Annotated in this window: 18 protein-coding genes; 9 read left to right on the forward strand and 9 right to left on the reverse strand. The window is 62.5% G+C overall.

Translation table 11 applies throughout. The annotated features are described in order from the left end of the window. The first annotated feature begins 138 nt into the window (after positions 1-138). Positions 139-777 carry a CatB-related O-acetyltransferase gene (locus NKI58_RS04555; RefSeq protein ID WP_352452996.1) on the forward strand — a complete coding sequence of 213 codons (639 nt, stop codon included), beginning with the start codon at positions 139-141 and terminating at the stop codon, positions 775-777. Further along, positions 774-1433 (forward strand): ribosome biogenesis GTP-binding protein YihA/YsxC, encoded by a 660-nt coding sequence (yihA, locus tag NKI58_RS04560; protein WP_031193748.1) that lies wholly within the window; start codon positions 774-776, stop codon positions 1431-1433. Before NKI58_RS04555 ends, yihA begins: the two co-directional genes overlap by 4 nt. A gap of 21 nt (positions 1434-1454) precedes the next feature. Here yihA and NKI58_RS04565 read toward each other — a convergent pair whose 3' ends face one another. Continuing rightward, positions 1455-2204 carry a TetR/AcrR family transcriptional regulator gene (locus tag NKI58_RS04565; protein WP_352517617.1) on the reverse strand — a complete coding sequence of 250 codons (750 nt, stop codon included), beginning with the start codon at positions 2202-2204 and terminating at the stop codon, positions 1455-1457. Positions 2205-2347: 143 nt separating this feature from the next. Here NKI58_RS04565 and NKI58_RS04570 point away from each other — a divergent pair, with 143 nt between their 5' ends. Beyond that, positions 2348-3526: an HlyD family secretion protein gene (locus NKI58_RS04570; protein WP_352782935.1), complete on the forward strand. Its 1179-nt coding sequence runs from the start codon at positions 2348-2350 to the stop codon at positions 3524-3526. Between the two features lie 22 nt (positions 3527-3548). Next, the gene (locus tag NKI58_RS04575; protein WP_352782937.1) at positions 3549-5147 is read left to right on the forward strand and encodes a DHA2 family efflux MFS transporter permease subunit; all 1599 of its coding nucleotides are present in this window, start codon (positions 3549-3551) and stop codon (positions 5145-5147) included. A 125-nt stretch (positions 5148-5272) separates the two neighbouring features. Here the strand turns inward: NKI58_RS04575 and msrB are convergent, their stop codons facing one another. From msrB to NKI58_RS04595, 4 genes are all read right to left on the reverse strand, one after another. Beyond that, positions 5273-5773 carry a peptide-methionine (R)-S-oxide reductase MsrB gene (gene msrB, locus NKI58_RS04580; RefSeq protein ID WP_023677487.1) on the reverse strand — a complete coding sequence of 167 codons (501 nt, stop codon included), beginning with the start codon at positions 5771-5773 and terminating at the stop codon, positions 5273-5275. Positions 5774-5948: 175 nt separating this feature from the next. Continuing rightward, positions 5949-6506, reverse strand: coding sequence for a fasciclin domain-containing protein (locus NKI58_RS04585; protein WP_023677486.1), 558 nt, complete (start codon positions 6504-6506; stop codon positions 5949-5951). A gap of 203 nt (positions 6507-6709) precedes the next feature. Next, the gene (locus tag NKI58_RS04590) at positions 6710-7414 is read right to left on the reverse strand and encodes an anti-sigma factor (protein WP_352472348.1); all 705 of its coding nucleotides are present in this window, start codon (positions 7412-7414) and stop codon (positions 6710-6712) included. Then, entirely contained in the window at positions 7411-7950 is a 540-nt protein-coding gene (locus NKI58_RS04595) for a sigma-70 family RNA polymerase sigma factor (protein ID WP_023677484.1), read from the reverse strand. The genes NKI58_RS04590 and NKI58_RS04595 overlap by 4 nt, the downstream gene beginning before the upstream one ends. A gap of 126 nt (positions 7951-8076) precedes the next feature. On the opposite strand from NKI58_RS04595, the gene NKI58_RS04600 reads away from it, so the two are divergent. Together NKI58_RS04600 and argB are read left to right on the forward strand one after the other, a co-directional pair. Continuing rightward, positions 8077-9573: an amidase gene (locus NKI58_RS04600; protein WP_352853060.1), complete on the forward strand. Its 1497-nt coding sequence runs from the start codon at positions 8077-8079 to the stop codon at positions 9571-9573. A 96-nt stretch (positions 9574-9669) separates the two neighbouring features. Continuing rightward, positions 9670-10563: an acetylglutamate kinase gene (gene argB, locus NKI58_RS04605; protein ID WP_023677482.1), complete on the forward strand. Its 894-nt coding sequence runs from the start codon at positions 9670-9672 to the stop codon at positions 10561-10563. A 19-nt stretch (positions 10564-10582) separates the two neighbouring features. Here the strand turns inward: argB and bchE are convergent, their stop codons facing one another. Both bchE and NKI58_RS04615 read right to left on the reverse strand, forming a co-directional pair. Next, the gene (gene bchE / locus NKI58_RS04610) at positions 10583-12121 is read right to left on the reverse strand and encodes a magnesium-protoporphyrin IX monomethyl ester anaerobic oxidative cyclase (RefSeq protein WP_352782939.1); all 1539 of its coding nucleotides are present in this window, start codon (positions 12119-12121) and stop codon (positions 10583-10585) included. 102 nt (positions 12122-12223) lie between these two features. After that, positions 12224-12700, reverse strand: a complete 477-nt coding sequence (locus NKI58_RS04615) for an Lrp/AsnC family transcriptional regulator (protein WP_023677481.1) — start codon at positions 12698-12700, stop codon at positions 12224-12226. Positions 12701-12839: 139 nt separating this feature from the next. Between NKI58_RS04615 and phhA the strand changes: the two genes are divergently transcribed. Then, a complete protein-coding gene (gene phhA, locus NKI58_RS04620; protein WP_352782941.1) occupies positions 12840-13673 on the forward strand; it encodes a phenylalanine 4-monooxygenase in 834 nt (277 codons plus the stop codon). On the opposite strand, the gene NKI58_RS04625 is transcribed toward phhA, so the two are convergent. After that, on the reverse strand, positions 13668-14168 hold the full coding sequence (locus tag NKI58_RS04625) for a MarR family winged helix-turn-helix transcriptional regulator (protein ID WP_352782943.1): 501 nt from the start codon (positions 14166-14168) through the stop codon (positions 13668-13670). The genes phhA and NKI58_RS04625 overlap by 6 nt on opposite strands. Before the next feature lie 93 nt (positions 14169-14261). On the opposite strand from NKI58_RS04625, the gene NKI58_RS04630 reads away from it, so the two are divergent. Continuing rightward, positions 14262-14429 (forward strand): hypothetical protein, encoded by a 168-nt coding sequence (locus NKI58_RS04630; protein WP_352588558.1) that lies wholly within the window; start codon positions 14262-14264, stop codon positions 14427-14429. Between the two features lie 49 nt (positions 14430-14478). Here the strand turns inward: NKI58_RS04630 and NKI58_RS04635 are convergent, their stop codons facing one another. Beyond that, positions 14479-15240, reverse strand: a complete 762-nt coding sequence (locus tag NKI58_RS04635; RefSeq protein ID WP_352783743.1) for a GGDEF domain-containing protein — start codon at positions 15238-15240, stop codon at positions 14479-14481. A 161-nt stretch (positions 15241-15401) separates the two neighbouring features. Between NKI58_RS04635 and NKI58_RS04640 the strand changes: the two genes are divergently transcribed. After that, positions 15402-16109, forward strand: coding sequence for a pyrimidine 5'-nucleotidase (locus NKI58_RS04640; RefSeq protein ID WP_352588561.1), 708 nt, complete (start codon positions 15402-15404; stop codon positions 16107-16109). Positions 16110-16140 lie beyond the last annotated feature (31 nt).

The raw sequence follows: 16140 nt of genomic DNA on the forward strand, positions 1-16140 counted from the left end.
CTCCGACGATGCGAGACCAAAAAGCCCCGGTTCGTCCGGGGCTTTTTGCACAAGCTGCCCGCCTGGATTAAGCGATTGGTACTGCCGGACGGATCGCGCTATTTTGACCTGCCTGGCAGTTGCTCGACGGAGCTCGATATGACCGGACCCAATCCATCGATCAAGCATCCGATCCCGTTGCACACACGCGTCGGCTTTCTGAAACCGCTGGTGACGGCGCCGAATATCGAGATCGGCGACTTCACCTATTATGACGACCCTGACGGACCCGACAAATTCGCCGAAAAATGCGTGCTGCATCATTATCCGTTCATCGGCGACAGGCTGGTCATCGGCAAGTTCTGCGCCATCGCCGAGGGTGCGCGCTTCATCATGAACGGCGCCAATCACGCCATGTCCGGCTTTTCGACCTATCCGTTCAACATCTTTGGTCACGGCTGGGAGGAAGGTTTCGACCCGGCGACATGGTCGAAGGAGGTGCGTGGCGACACAATCGTCGGCAACGACGTCTGGATCGGCATGGAAGCGGTGATGCTGCCGGGCGTGAAAATCGGCGACGGCGCTATCGTCGCGGCAAAGTCGGTGGTGACGCACGATGTGCCAGCCTATGCGATTGTCGCCGGTAATCCGGCCAAAGTGGTGAAGATGCGCTTCGATGACAGGACCATCCGGCGGCTGCTGGCGCTGGCGTGGTGGCACTGGCCGGTGGAAAAGATCAGCCGCAATCTCGATGCCATTCGTGGCAGCAACATTTTTCTTCTGGAGGCAGCGGTTTGAACGCGTTGAACAAGACCACGATCGGCATCGAATTGTTCACGCGAGCCTGGATCTTCATCCGCGGCGTGCCGGCGATGAAATTCCTGCCGCCGGAGGGTCCACCCGAGATCGCCTTTGCCGGCCGCTCCAATGTCGGCAAATCGTCGCTGATCAACGCGCTGGTCAACCAGAAGGGGCTGGCGCGCACCTCCAACACGCCGGGCCGCACGCAAGAACTCAACTATTTCGTGCCTGGCGGATTTTCGGGAGAAGGCGCCGATCTGCCGCCGATGGCCCTGGTCGACATGCCGGGCTATGGCTACGCCACGGCGCCGAAGGAAAAGGTCGACGAGTGGACGAAGCTCGTGTTCGACTATCTGAAGGGCCGGGTGACGCTGAAGCGCGTCTACGTGCTGATCGATGCCCGCCATGGCATCAAGGCCAAGGACGACGAGGTGCTGTCGCTGCTCGACAAGGCGGCGGTGTCGTATCAGATCGTGCTGACCAAGACCGACAAGATCAAAGCGGCGGGGGTACCGCGGCTGATCGAGGAAACGCTCCAGAAGATCAAGAAACGCCCGGCGGCATTTCCCTTCGTGCTCGCCACGTCGTCGGAAAAGAGCGAGGGCCTCGAGGAATTGCGTGCGGCGATCGTGCTCGCCGCCAATGGCGGATAGGCCACCGACCCTGGCAGCCTGTCAGGCGGGGCTGGAGGCCCGTTCCTGCTCTGCAAGCTGTTCGGTGCCGTAGGCCTTCAGGAACACATCGACGCCCGACCTGACGATGTGTTCGATCTCGGCCGCACTTGGCGCCTTGGTGCGATAGGCGAAAATGCACTGGCGGAAAAGGCCGGCCAGGCACAGCTCGGTGAACTGATAGGCGGCAAGCTCGACGTCGTCGATCTTCAGCAGCCCGCGTTCGATAGCCATGTTGAGGAAAACGACGACCCTGTCATGGCCGCGCTTCGGGCCGCGTTCGTAGAACCGGGCACCAAGCTCCGGGATGCGTTCCGACGCGCCGATCACCGTCCGCTGCGCCAGGATGACCCTCGCCGAAGTGATCTTCATGGACAGCACGATGCCGAACTTCACCAGCGTCTGGCGAAGGTCGCCGATCTGGTCGAGCACTTCGTACATGTTCTTGAAAATCGTGCCGCGCTCTTCCTCGATCAGCGCTTCGAACAGCTCTTCCTTGTTGGCGAAGTAGACATAGATGGTGCCCTTGGACACGCCGGCCTCGCGCGTAATGTCGTTCATCGACGCGGCTTCGAAGCCCTTGTCGATGAAGACACGGCGCGCACCCTCGATGATCTGGCTGCGCTTGACCGGGTCTTGCCCCGCGGCCGGGCGGCCGCGCGGCAGACTGTCCAGCAGATCGCACTGGTCCTTGCCGGCGCTGGGCAATGGGCCTGAATCAGGCAAAGAAGCGGCCTTGGGGGCTTCGGCCATAATGTCACACCTCGTAAAATAATTCGAACCATCCGGTTCGATTGCTCTTGATATGGGCCTCTTTAAGCGCTAAGTCAACGTCGAGATCGAACCGAACGGTTCAGTCTGACGAAATTCAGCGCCAGTTAATTTAGAGAGATATCATGTCCTCGAACGCGCCCACCAGTGCCGAAGTCCGCCCCTTCCCCAGTGCCAAGGTCCAGCCTGCGATCGAAGCGCCGGAAACCCCTCTCAAGCCCGCCGACGTCACCCCGCTGGCTCCCGCCAAGAAGAAGCGGTCGATGCGCTCGATGTTGCTGCCCATCATCGGCCTGGCCCTGCTGGGCGCCGGCGCCTGGTATGGCTATGATTACTGGACCGACGGGCGCTTCATGATCACGACCGACGATGCCTATGTCCAGGCCGACACGGCGTTCATCTCGCCAAAAATCTCGGGTTATGTCGATCAGGTCAAAGTGACCGAGAACCAGCAGGTGAAGGCCGGCGACCCGCTGCTGATCGTCGATGACGGCGACTACAAGATAGCCGTTGCCCAGGCCGAGGCGCAGATCGCCACGTTGAGCAAGACGCTCGACCGCATCGATGCCCAGACCGAGGCGGCGCGCGCCTCGCTCAAGCAGGCGCAGGCGCAGAAGACCGCCGACCAGGCCGCGGCCGATAATGCGAAGCGAGCTCAGGTTCGTGCCGCCCAGTTGCTCAAGACCCGCGTCGGCACCCAGGCCCAGTTGGACGATGCCCAGACGGCGGTCGAGCAAGCCAATGCCGCACTAGCCGGCGCCGACGCGCAGATCGCGGCGGCTCAGGCCAATATCGGCGTGCTCCAGGCGCAGCGGGCGGAATCGGCAAGCACGCTGGCCTCGCTGCAGCTTGCCCACGACAGGGCGGTGCGGGATCTGTCCTTCACCGTGCTGCGCGCACCCTATGACGGCGTGATCGGCAACCGCTCGGTCGAGCAGGGCGACCTGATCAGCCCCGGACAGAAGCTCGCCGTCATCGTGCCAATGGACAAGCTCTACATCGTCGCTAACTTCAAGGAGACCCAGCTTGCCCGGCTGGTGCCTGGTGAAAAGGTCAGAGTGTCGGTCGACGCGATCGACGGTCAGGACATCGAGGGTACCGTGTCGTCGCTGGCCCCGGCTTCGGGAGCAGTGTTCTCGCTGCTGCCGCCGGAGAACGCCACAGGCAATTTCACCAAGGTGGTGCAGCGCGTTCCGGTTCGCATCGACGTGCCCGCGGATGTGCTGAAGACGGGCAAGCTGCGCGCCGGCCTGAGCGTCGTCGTCGCCGTCGACAGCCGCACGGCGCCTTCGGCATCGAAGTAAAGCGGAACCGGGAGCAAAGGTCATGGCGACCGCAACCCTAACTGCAGGATCGGCGCCGACGCCAGCCGTGCCGGTGCCGGTTGACCACATCTCGACACGCCGCGTCATCGCCTTCCTGGCAATGGTGTTCGGCATGTTCATGGCCATCCTGGACATCCAGATCGTCTCGGCCTCGCTGGCCGAGATCCAGGCGGGCCTGAGCGCCAGTTCGGACGAGATTCCTTGGGTGCAGACGGCGTATCTGATTGCCGAGGTGGTGATGATCCCGCTGTCGGGCTTCCTCAGCCGGATGCTGTCGACGCGGGTGCTGTTCACAATCTCGGCGGCAGGTTTCACCGCGGCCAGCGCGCTGGCGGCGACCGCAACCAATATCGACCAGATGATCGTCTACCGCGCCGTGCAGGGCTTCATCGGGGGCGGCATGATCCCGAGCGTCTTTGCAGCCGCCTTCACCATCTTCCCGCCGTCGCGTCGCGCCATCGTCTCGCCGATGATCGGCCTGGTAGCGACGCTGGCGCCAACCATCGGCCCGACCGTCGGCGGCTATATCAGCCATGCCATGTCCTGGCACTGGCTGTTCCTGGTCAACGTCGTGCCCGGCATTCTGGTGACGACGGCCGCCTGGTCGCTGATCGACTTCGACAAACCCAATCTCAAGCTGTTCAGCAAGTTCGACTGGTGGGGGCTTGCCGGCATGGCCGCCTTCCTCGGCTGCATGGAATATGTGCTGGAGGAAGGTCCCAACAACGACTGGCTGCAGGATCAGGCGGTGTTCATCTGCGCCGTCATCATGACCTTCGGCGCGGTGCTGTTCTTCTGGCGCGTGTTCACCGCCGAGGAGCCGATTGTCGATCTGAGGGCTTTCAGCAATATCAATTTTGCCTTCGGCTCGCTGTTCTCCTTCGTCGTCGGCATCGGCCTCTACGGTCTGACCTATCTTTATCCGGTGTTCCTGGGGCGGATCCGCGGCTACGATTCGATGATGATCGGCGAGGCGCTGTTCGTCAGCGGCCTAGCCATGTTCTTCACTGCGCCGATCTCCGGCATCCTGTCGAACAAGATGGACCCGCGCATCATGATGATGATCGGCTTCTTCGGCTTCGCCACGGGGACCTGGTGGATGACGCATCTCACCGCCGACTGGGATTTCTATGAACTGCTGATCCCGCAGATCCTGCGCGGCTGCTCGATGATGCTTTGCATGGTGCCGATCAACAACATTGCGCTCGGAACCTTGCCGCCGGAGCGGCTGAAGAATGCGTCTGGCCTGTTCAACCTGACCCGCAATCTCGGCGGCGCCGTCGGCCTGGCAGTCATCAACACCGTGCTGATCGACCGCAATGCCTTCCACTACGCCAGGCTCTCCGAGCACGTGCAATGGGGAAGTGCCGCTGCGCAGCAGAAGCTGCAGAACATGACGCTCAACTTCGAGCAGACCGCCGGGCTCGACGCCTCCAAGGCGGCCATCTCCAAACTGTCAGGCATGGTCCAGCAGCAGGCGTCGCTGCTGTCGTTCATGGACGTATTCTTCATGCTGACGGTTTTGTTCGCGACGCTTGGGCTCTTCACCCTGGTGATCCGCAAGCCAGCCGCTCAGGGCGGCGGTGGCGGAGGCCATTGAGGCGCGCTTGATCCCCGCCTGGCGCCCTCGCGCATGACCCCGAAAAGCGATTTTCGGGGTCATGCGCAAAATCAACCATTACGAAGTCCTCTCGCGCTCCGACAAAGTCAGGGTCGCAGCCGTCCTCACGCCGTCGCCGGCTTGAAGGTCAAGGCAACGCCATTGATGCAGTGTCGCAACCCGGTCGGCGGCGGACCGTCGTCGAATACGTGGCCGAGATGGCCGCCGCAGCGGCGACAATGGACCTCCGTGCGGGTCATGCCCAAAGACCTGTCCACGGTCTTGCCGACGGAATTCGGGATTTCCTGCCAGAAGCTCGGCCAGCCTGTGCCGGAATCGAACTTGGTCTCTGACGAATAGACCGGCAGGCCGCAGCCGGCGCAAGCGAAGATGCCTTTGCGGTGCTCGTTGAGCAGCGGACTGGTGCCCGGGTATTCCGTGCCCTCCTTGCGCAGCACATTGAAGGCCGCGTCGGACAGGATGGCGCGCCACTCGGCTTCGGTCTTGGTAACCTCGAAAGTCTCAGCCGCGCGTGCATCCTGGGCTCCGCCCATGCGCAGCGCGGTGGCGCCTGCGACAACGCCAATGGCTGCCGCACCACTCAAAAGAAGCTCGCGACGGTTCATGGCCATTCCTCCTGTCATTGCTTGTGCCAAATTCGACCGCCACACGGAAATCAAAAGCCGGTGACGATCGCTGTCCTCAAAGCGGGACTCCGCGCCTATCCACATCTTGCGTGAACGGCGCGGACGTGTGCGCAGGGAGGCCCTTAGTGATATCTTCGCCGGCAGCGTGCGTTTGTTACATCTTCGGCAGGAGAACCTTGTCGACGACGTGGATGACGCCGTTGGACTGCTCGACATCGGCGATCGTCACATTGGCGACGTTGCCGTTCTCGTCGGTCACGGTGACCTTGCCGCCGTCGGCCTTGAGCGACAGTTCGCAACCACCGACTGTCTTGACCTTGTGGGTGCCGCCGTCGTTCTTCACCATCTTGGCCACGTCGGCGGCCATCGCTTTGGCGCCGATGACATGGCAAGTCAGGATCTTGACGAGCTTGTCCTTGTTTTCAGGCCTGAGCAGCGTCTCCACCGTGCCGGCTGGAAGTGCCGCAAAGGCCTCGTTGGTCGGCGCGAACACAGTGAAGGGGCCAGCGCTTTGCAGCGTATCGACCAGGCCGCCTGCCTTGACGGCAGCGACCAGCGTCGTGTGGTCCTTCGAGTTGACAGCATTTTCGACGATGTTTTTCTGGGCATACATGGCGGCGCCGCCGACCATCGGATTTTGAGCATAGGCAATGGTGGCGAGCGCGGAAATGGCGACCGTGCCGGCAAGCAAAAGGGTGGCGAATTTACGCATGATTTCAATCTCCTCGGGTTATCGTTCCCCTCATTTGGGAACGCAAGGAGATACGCGATAGAAATGCTGGAGTTTCGTCCTCTCCGCAAAAAATATTTGTCGCTGCAATTTGCCCGGCGCGGATCGACAGCCGCCAACAAGCTTTGCAGGCGTTTCAATCGCGGGAGATAGATTTCAGGTCTGCTTCCGGAGATGAGAAGCGGTCAGATGCTCTTCAGATCGCCCGCTGCGACCACCGGTCCAGTCGGCTGGCCGGTCGGTGAACCGCCGGCAGGCTCAACGCTGACCGCAAGCACGGCGCCTTGCGCCAATTTCTCCTGGACGGCGGGCGGGATGGCCAAATGCGCGGTCGCACCGGCCGGGATGACGCCCATCGACACCGGCGCCTTCTTGCCTTCGATCATCCACAGCTCGAAGTCCTTGCCGGCGGCCCGCTCGCCGGAAACGTGGGAAAGACCGACCTCGTGACGGGCGGCATCGTAGACGACGAGATATTTGACGTCGCTGCCTTCGGCCGCCAGCGAGGCGACAAGCCGCGCCTGCGGCGGTTCGGTGGACGGGCGGAAGTAAGGCACGGCAATGTAGATCGCCAGCGCCGCAATGGCGGCGGCGGCAAGACCGCGCCAGAAGCCAAGGCTCGACCACAGGCCGGCGCGCGGCTCTGCAGCGAACAGCCGGCGGTCCAATGCTTCCTTGACCCTGATCGGAGGCTCTGTCTCCGGATAGGCGGCGGCCATCGGCGAAAGATGCGCCTCCCAGGCATCGACAAGGCGCGCGAAGGCGGCGTCCGCATCGATGCGGCGCGACGCGATCTCGCGTTCATCCGCGGCCAGAACGCCAAGAACGTATTCGGCGGCGAACAGGTCGTCGCCCCCACGTTCCGGTCCGTTGTCGTCAGCCAGCGTCATCTTTCCAGGCATTCTCTCAGTTTCAACAGGCTGCGCCGCAGCCAGGTCCGCATCGTGTTCAGCGGTACGCCATAGCGCTCCGCCAGTTCGGCATAGCTTTTGCCATCCAGATAGGCGCCCCGGACGGCCGCCGCCCGGTCCTTCTCCAATTCCTTGAGACAATGGTAGATGCGTTCGGACTCACCGCCCGCCACGGCCATGGCCTCCGGCCCCGGCGCCGGATCGGCCACGTCGAGCGCGGCATCGATATAGGCGGCAGGCTCTCGCCGCGCTCTGATCCGATCGATCGCATGATTGCGCGCAATGGCCACCAGCCAGGAGATCGGGCTCAGATCCGAAACGGCGAAACGGTCCGCCTTCGTCCATATCTTGACGAAGACCTCTTGAAGCGCCTCTTCTGCATCTCCCCGATCCTTCAATACACGAAGGCAGACGCCGAAAAGTTTCGCGCTGGTCTGCCGGTAGAGCAGATCGAACGCAGCCCGGTCCTTCATCGAAGTCCGGACAATCAGGTTGCTGATGTCCTGCGGCGTCATCCGCCGCCAAATTAGGCGATTGCAATGTATTTGCAACGACTGAAATGGTCTTGCGCACCGGCAGCGCCAGCGTCGATTGCCAATGAAATCGCCGCCCGCTAGCTTGCAATGAGCGGGAGGGCGACCATGTCGATCGAGCGGGTTCTGTGGGAGCATGACGCAACCGGCCAGGCCGCACTCGTGCGCAAGGGAGAGATCACACCGCAAGATCTCGTCGATGCGGCGATCGCCCGGGCCGAGGCCACCCTGCCGGAGATCAACGCCATCGCCGAACCGCTTTTTGAGGCGGCGCGGGCGCGAGCGAAAACCGTCGACCACAAGCTGCCGCTTGCCGGAGTGCCCTTTGCGTTGAAGGACCTCGGCATCGCCATGAAGGGCGTGCCGACGCATGGCGGCAGCCGCATCCCGGCTTTCACCCCCGATTTCAGCTCGGTGATGACGGAACGCTATCTGGCCGCCGGCCTGATCCCGATCGCCACCAGCACCGCACCCGAACACGGGCTGAGTCTGGTGACCGAGTCGGTGGCTTACGGCGTCACCCGCAATCCATGGAACACCGCGCACACGACCGGCGGTTCCTCGGGCGGTGCGGCTGCGCTGGTCGCGGCCGGCGTCGTGCCGGTGGCGCATGCCTCGGATGGCGGCGGCTCGATCAGGGTGCCTGCGGCTTGTACCGGGCTGATCGGGCTGAAAACCTCGCGCGGCCGCGTACCCTTGACGCCGCTCGTCACCGAAAGCTGGTACGGCTTCGTCGTCGACCATGCGTTGGCCCGCTCGGTGCGCGATACGGCCCTGCTGCTCGACCTGACCCACGGGCCCGACCCGCTGTCGCCCTACGCGGCACCCTCGCCGAACGGCAGTTTCACTGCGGCCGCCGGGCGCGATCCGGGCAAGCTCAAGCTCGCCTTCTATCGAAAATCGCCGCTCGGCCTGCCGATATCGGAAGAGACGTTGAAAGCTCTGGATGCGGCGATCGGGCTGGCGCGCGAAGGCGGACACAGCGTCGAGGAGATCGACCTGCCCTATATCGATCGCGATTTCATCGCCGATTTCGCCAGAACCGTCGCTGCGGCGGTGGCCGGCACGATGCGTGGCGAGGCCTTGCGCGTCGGCCGCTCCATCTCAGGCGACATCGAACGCGCCACGCGCGTGATGAGCCGGTTCGGTGAAATTCTCTCGGCCGGCGAAATCTATGCCGGCCTGCAGCGGCTGCACGCAACCTCGCGCCGGCTTATCACCGAAACCGCGCATTATGATGCAGTGCTGATGCCTGTCATCGCGCACCCGCCGCTCGCCTGCGGCACCATGGACCCGAAAGGCGCCGACGAATTCATCGAGAATGTTCTGGACAGACTGCGCCTCGCCGGCCTGCTGAAGTTCAAGCCGCTATTCGGCCAGCTGATGGACAAGAGCCTGTGGTTCACCCACTGGCCGGCGATCCAGAACGTCAGCGGGCAACCGTCGATCACGCTTCCGGTTTACGTCACCGATGCCGGCCTGCCGCTCGGCGTCCAGGCCGCCGGCCGCCCCGGCGACGAGGAAACGCTTTTGTCGTTCGCCGCGCAGATGGAAAGGATCTCGGGCTGGTTGGGCCGACGGGCGCCGCTGCAGCGGCCGGCATAGGCGGTGATTTGATCGATCGTGACAGCAAAGCCGTTTGCCCCCTCGTCCAATTCCCGCTAAGACGCCGCCGTTCATGCCAAGCTGGGAACCACGCCGATGACGGATGTCGCCGCCACCGCCGAAATGCAGGCCGCGCTGCTTTCAAGGGCGCTGCCCTATATGCAGCGCTACGAGAACAAGACGGTCGTGGTGAAATATGGCGGCCACGCGATGGGCGACATCGCGCTCGGCAAGGCTTTCGCCCGCGACATCGCACTTTTGAAACAATCCGGCGTCAACCCGATCGTCGTGCATGGCGGCGGGCCGCAGATCGGCGCCATGCTCAGCAAGATGGGCATCGAATCCAAATTCGAGGGCGGCTTGCGCGTCACCGACCAGAAGACCGTCGAGATTGTCGAGATGGTGCTGGCCGGGTCGATCAACAAGGAGATCGTCGCGCTGATCAATGCCGAGGGCGAGTGGGCGATCGGCCTGTGCGGCAAGGACGGCAACATGGTGTTTGCCGAAAAGGCGCGCAAGACCATGATCGATCCGGATTCCAACATCGAACGGGTGCTCGACCTGGGCTTCGTTGGTGAGCCTGTCGAGGTCGACCGCACATTGCTCGACCTCCTGGCGCGGTCCGAAATGATCCCGGTGCTGGCGCCGGTGGCGCCCGGCCGCGACGGCCATACCTACAACATCAACGCCGACACTTTTGCCGGCGCCATCGCCGGCGCCTGCCAGGCGACGCGCCTGCTGTTCCTTACCGACGTGCCCGGCGTGCTCGACAAGGACAAGAAGCTGATCGACGAGCTGACCGTGGCCGAGGCCAAGGCCCTGATCAAGGACGGCACGGTCTCGGGCGGCATGATCCCCAAAGTCGAGACCTGCATCGAGGCAATCGAGCGCGGCGTCGCAGGCGTCGTCATCCTTAACGGCAAGACGCCGCATGCGGTGCTGCTCGAGCTGTTCACCGAACACGGCGCCGGCACGCTGATCGTGCCGTGAGGCCGGGTGTCTGAGGGGCTCAAGCGTTTGGCGAAATAGCGGTCACGGACTGACGCGACAGGCGTTCGACAACCATCGATTCTTCTTCCTCGTCTTGCGGCGCGCCCCAGAATTCGGCGAGCGTCGGGCCATTTTTCAGGCGGCGGTCGCGGACCAGAAAGCCCCAGACTTCGCGGAACCAGACGCGGCGGCCCATTTTGGTGTACCAGCGCATCGAATGCCGTTGCTCCGGATCCTTGTGGAACAGGATGCGCGCCAGCGCCTTGGGCCGCGACTGCACGGCCAGTTCGATCAGCTTGACGGCGAAGAACAACATCCACGGCTTGAGGCGCGTCATCCGCAGCACCTGGTGCTTGTAGTCCCACAGGCGGGCGTCCAGTTGGATCACCTTGCGGTCCCTGGCAATCCTGAAGAACGGCGTCCAGCGGTGGGGCGTTACATAGAGCGCCTGGATCTGGTCGGGGTCATAAGCGATCAGCTGGCGGAAGCCGCGCCAGAGGTCGCGCAAACTTTCGTCCTCGAAACCGGCCACCCAGGTCGCCATCGACAAGATACCGTTGAGGCGCAGCAGCCGTATCGCCTCGCGGTCGGACGAGGTGCTGCCGCCCTTGCGGATCAATGCAAGCGTCTGCTCGTCGGTATTTTCCATGCCAAGCAGCCAGCGGATGACGCCGGCCTGGCGATAGAGATGCAGGCTGTCGGCGTCGCGTGCGATGTCGTCGGCGCGGGTGGAGCCGACGATCAGCACCGGCACATTCTCGGCGATCATCGCGTCGAGAAAGGCACGCCAGGCTTTTTTGGAGGATGTCGGGTTCTCGTCGGCGAGGTTGATCAGCTCGACGCCATGCTCGCGGTGCAGCCAGGCGATCTCTTGCGTGAATTTCACGGGGTCGCGATGCCGCCATCGCGTCCAGAAGCCGCGCTGGCCGCAATAATTGCACAGATGTGGGCAGCCTCGCGAGAACTGCATGACCACCGCACGCTTGCCGCCCCAATAGCTGTAGCGACTGAAGTCGATCAGTTCCCAGCCGATGCGGTAATCGTCGAAATTGGCGATCGTCCTTGCCGGCCGGGTGGCAAAAGGACGGCGCAAATCGTCAGGAAAAGCGATCCCCGCCACGTCCGACAGCGGTTTGCGTTTCTCAAGCGCTTCGACCAGCGCGACGATTGTCGCCTCGCCCTCGCCGCGCACGATGAAGTCGAAGGCATGCGTTTCGGCCAGTATGTCGCGCCAGTGATAGGTCGGAAACACGCCGCCATAAATCAGGATTGTCGCTGGCTCGATGTGCTTGACCATGCCGGCGATCAGCAGGGCTGTCGGATGTGCAGAGGTCGAGCCGGAATGGCCGATCAGAATGCAGTCGGGATGGTCGCTCAAGGCGTCCCGGACCAGCGTGGCAAGCGGCATCGGCCCGAATTCGGCATCGACGAGCCGCACCTCGTGTCCCGCGTCGATCAGCGGACCGCCCAGTGCCAGCAAACCGAGCGGCGGCAGATGGTCGTCCGGCACACGGCTGCCGATGGCTGTATGTGGCGGATTGATCAGGACGATTTTCATGGCGGACCTTATGCAATGGCGGTCCGCATGTCGTAGTCGGCGATCTAGCTCCGGAGATTGGCTCGATTCAGCAGTTCGTGTGCAGCTTTTCCGCAGAAATGCCTATCGTCTGAGATGTGCAAGCGGGACATGGCCTGGCCCCTTGATGTTCTGCAGCACAAGCTGAGTGTGGACGTCGCGCACGCCTTCGAGCCGCATCAGCCGGTGCATGACGAAGGCATTGAGCTCGTCGACCGACGGCACCATGACATGCAGCAGGAAATCGTAGTCTCCAGTCATCGTCCAGCACGACGACACCTCGTCCATGCGCTGCACGGCGGCGATAAAGGTTTCGGGCGAGCCGTCGCTGTGGGTTACGAGGCGCACCTGGATGAACACTTCGACCATCAGCCCGACGGCGCGGCGGCTGAGCACCGCAGCAAAGCCCTTTATGATGCCCGCTTGCTGAAGGGCCTCGAAGCGCCGCGCGCAAGGTGTCGTCGACAGCCCAATCTCCTGCGCCAATTCGGAGACCGGCTTGCGCCCGTCGCGCTGCAGGATGTCGAGCATCTTGATCTCGAATTCGTCAAACTGAGGCATTTTCACTCTCCCAAGCTCGATCGTGGAGTCTTTTACCTCCAACCCCGCATTTGAGCCACCATCAAAGCTGATTTGCCTCGCGCCATCCCGCTAGAATTTCCGGCAATCCGCTGATCATGATTTCCAGGGAGAGCAAGCCATGACAATGAACGTTGCCGACTATGCCCGCGAATGTGCGGCGCGAGGCCTTCGCGGCGATTATTCGGTCTGCCGTGCCGATTTCACCGTGGCGCAGGGCTACAATTATAGCGACGAAGAACAGGCGGTGTGGCGTACGCTGTGCGACCGGCAGACGAAGCTGACCAGGAACCTCGCCCACCACTCCTACCTCGACGGCGTCGCGGCACTCGGTCTTCTCGATAAGATCCCGGATTTCGGTGCGGTCAGCGAGAAGCTGCGCAAGTTCACCGGCTGGGAGATCGTCGCCGTGCCGGGGCTCATTCCCGCCCAGCCGTTCTTCGACCACCTCGCCAACCGCCGGTTCCCGGTCACCAACTGGCTGCGAACCCAAAAGGAGCTCGACTACATTGTCGAGCCCGACATGTTCCACGATTTCTTCGGTCACGTGCCGATCCTGACGCAGCCGGTCTTTGCCGACTTCATGCAGATGTATGGCAAAAAGGCCGATAGCGTGATTGCGCTCGGCGGCGACGAGATGATCACCAGGCTTTACTGGTACACCGTCGAATACGGGCTGATACGCGAGCCGGGCCAGCCGCTCAAGGCTTTCGGCGCCGGGCTGATGTCATCCTTCACGGAGCTTCAGTTCGCGGTCGAAGGCGGCGAGGCGCACCATGTCCCCTTCGACCTGGAAACCGTAATGCGCACCGGCTACGAGATCGACAAGTTCCAGCGTGCCTATTTCGTGCTGCCGTCGTTCGACGCCCTGCGTGATGCTTTCGAGACCGCCGATCTTGCGGCGATCGTGGCGCGCCGCAAAGGCGAGCCGGCGCTCGACCCGGCAAGCCTATAGGCTGTCGGCTGTTTCCAAAGCCTCGGCCTTCAGCCGGGCCAGTTGGTCGCGCTGAAGGTCGAGCGACGCCCTAACGAAGCGCAGGATCGTGGCGAGTTCAGTGTCGCTGAATGTGGCGATCAGCTTTTCTCCCTCCTGCGCGATCGCGCCATAATAGCGCGCCGATAGTTCTCGCGTGAGTTCCGTCGCCTCTATGACCACCTTGCGCCTGTCCTCGAGGCTGCGCGCTCGTGTCAGCAGGCCGCGCGCCTCCAGCCGGTCGACCAGCGCGGTGACCGCGGCCGGCGTCAACCCTGTTGCGGCCGCGACCTCGCCAGCCGATCGCGGGCCGCCATAGAGCAGCGCCAAGCAATGGCGTTCCGCCATACTCAGCCCAAGCCTATCGCCCACTGCCTCGTCATAAGCCTGCGTCGCGTCCTGCCAGCCCATAATGGCAAGGCTGATGGCGGTCTTCATGTCGGCCCGATTCATGCTTGACGAATTTATTTCGATCATCTAACTATCAATCTGTCTAACATTACGGCCATTATAGTAATATGCTGCATCAGGCGCAAGGCAAGGCCTGTCGCAGCCTGCAAGGAGTGAACCATGAATCAGACCCCAACGCGCGGCCTACTCACACCGGCCGAGGAGTTCAAATATGCCAAGCTGGCGATGGAGTGGTATGGCTGGGGCTCTCCCATTGGCCTTGGCATCGCTCTGGTGGCGCTGGCGGCGGCCGCCCTGCTGTTCCGCATCGCCATCTTCGGATTTTGACCGTCTGGCAGCGGCGCGGTTGAATGCAGCAGAAGGCTTAGGGCCGAGCTCAGGCGGCTTCGGAAATATCGCGGTCGATGATCGACAGATTGCGGCCGCGATGCTTGGCCTCGTAGAGCCGCTGGTCGGCGGCGCGCATTAGCTCCGACACTGCGACGTCTCTGCCGCAGGTGATGCCGCCAATACTGACTGTCAGCGGAACCGTTCGTTCGTCGACGGGCCGGAAACGGATACGCTCGACTTCACGGCGGATGCGCTCGGCGATGCGCCTGGCCTCGTGTTCGGTGGCACCAATCAGAAGGGCGCAGAATTCCTCGCCGCCGATGCGGCCAAGCACGTCGCCGCTGCGCACGCCACGCTCTATCGCGTTTGCGATCAGGAGCAGCGCATCGTCGCCGATCAGATGGCCGTAGCTGTCGTTGATGGTCTTGAAATGGTCGGCATCGACGATCAGCAATGCCCCGCGATCGGATTTGCGCCGGGAGCCGTCGAGAGCGGCAAAGAAACTTTCGCGGTTGAGCATGCCGGTCATGTCGTCGCGGCTCGCCTTTTCCGCCAAGCGCCTGTGCGCGGCGGCGAGTTGGGCATGGGCGCGGGCGAGCTCGCGATGCGCGGTCTGCAACCTTTCGCCCTGCCAGAACGTATAGGCGCCGACGCTCCAGGCAAGCGCGAGCGGGCACACGGTGGATGTCAGCCAAATGGTGCGATTGATCGGAAACCCCATTGCCGGCACGACGATCAGCGTCAGCAAAAGCGAGACCGCGACGGAGGCGAAAGCGATGGCGGCAGACTTTAGAAATATGCGATTCATCGCTTGCTCCCACTGGTCCGTCTTGGTTCCAGCAAAGCGCTGAATGTCACCTTTCGGCGATGCTTAAGATTTTAATCATGGCGCCATTTTTACTACCCAGGGCGCGCATAGGTTGTGGATAAACCTCCTGTTAGAAAGATCGTTTCGTGCCATAAGGACGTATGACCACACTTCCCGACCCCGCCCGCTTTGCCCATGTCACCGACTGGGTGTTCGATCTCGACAACACGCTTTATCCGCACCATTCGAATCTGTTCTCGCAGATCGATGTGAAGATGACCGCCTACGTCGGAGAATTGCTGACGCTGCCGCGCGAGGAAGCACGCAAGCTGCAAAAGGAGCTCTACCGCGAATACGGCACGACACTGAACGGATTGATGACGCGCCACGGCATCGACCCCGACGATTTTCTCGAGAAAGTGCACGACATCGATTATTCCTGGCTGGTTCCAGATCCCGTCCTCGGCACCGCCATTCGCCAGCTTCCCGGCCGTAAATTCATCTTCACCAACGGGGATCGCCGGCATGCCGAACGCACCGCGCGGCAGTTGGGCATTCTCGAGCATTTCGATGATATTTTCGATATCGTCGCAGCCGGACTGAACCCCAAGCCGGCGCGGCAATCCTATGAGAAATTTGCCGAACTCCACGCCGTTACCGGGCAAAATGCGGTGATGTTCGAAGATCTTGCCCGCAACCTGTCGGTGCCGAAATCGCTGGGCATGACCACAGTGTTGGTGGTGCCGCGCAATTTCGAGCCGACCTTCTCGGAAATCTGGGAACGCGACCCGGCCAGCGAGGACGATGTGGACTTCGTCACCGACGACCTCGCCGGCTTTCTCACGGCGATCGTGGAAGTCCCTGCTTGAGGCAAGCCGGCGCGCTTCAAGTCCTTGCTTG

It is taken from the genome of Mesorhizobium sp. M0522, assembly GCF_040321085.1.
Classification (GTDB): domain Bacteria; phylum Pseudomonadota; class Alphaproteobacteria; order Rhizobiales; family Rhizobiaceae; genus Mesorhizobium.